1 protein-coding gene is annotated in these 551 nt (G+C 46.1%); it reads left to right on the top strand.

Features of this window, described 5'->3' with window-relative positions; all coding sequences use genetic code 11:
• On the top strand, positions 1-444 hold a 444-nt coding region (locus FTW16_RS21420; RefSeq protein WP_261383499.1), incomplete at its 5' end, for a DUF2787 domain-containing protein.
• Positions 445-551 lie beyond the last annotated feature (107 nt).

Genomic DNA, 551 nt, shown 5'->3' on the forward strand with positions numbered 1-551 from the left:
AGAGAGGGGCTGGTTATGATTGAGAAACACTATGGTGACATCACCCTCAATAGCAAACTCCACCAGCAGTTAGAGCAAACTATCACTCGCTACTCGATTCCTAAAGACACGACACGCATTGCACTCAACTGCCGAAATACAAGCTATTACAAAACAAAGGAAGGGGTCGCCCCTGTAGAAATTCAGTTAAAGCGGGAGAATTCACACTCTGATTGGATCTTGGTTTTTGTGGCGAATTTTACTTATCAGGACAAAACTACCGACTCGCTCGATGTGTATCTCTATTTCCACCTACTGAATCACTGGTGCTATCAACCAGATGCGGGGACAGCGAGCCTGAGCCACCCTGTCACAACAAAAGTATTCCAAGCCTGGATGTGCGCTTTCCATGAGCATTTAACTCAGCATGTCTTCGATGACATACAGCTCACTCAAGTCCACTAAGGCTAACCCATCACCCGACTCGTTCACCTAAATTCAAGGAGGCATCATTATGTCTACTCTGCTCTTTCACCCATCCAGTTTACCCATGTCAGACAAACTTCACGCAC

It is taken from the genome of Vibrio sp. T20 (assembly GCF_007858795.1).
Lineage (GTDB): Bacteria > Pseudomonadota > Gammaproteobacteria > Enterobacterales > Vibrionaceae > Vibrio > Vibrio satsumensis.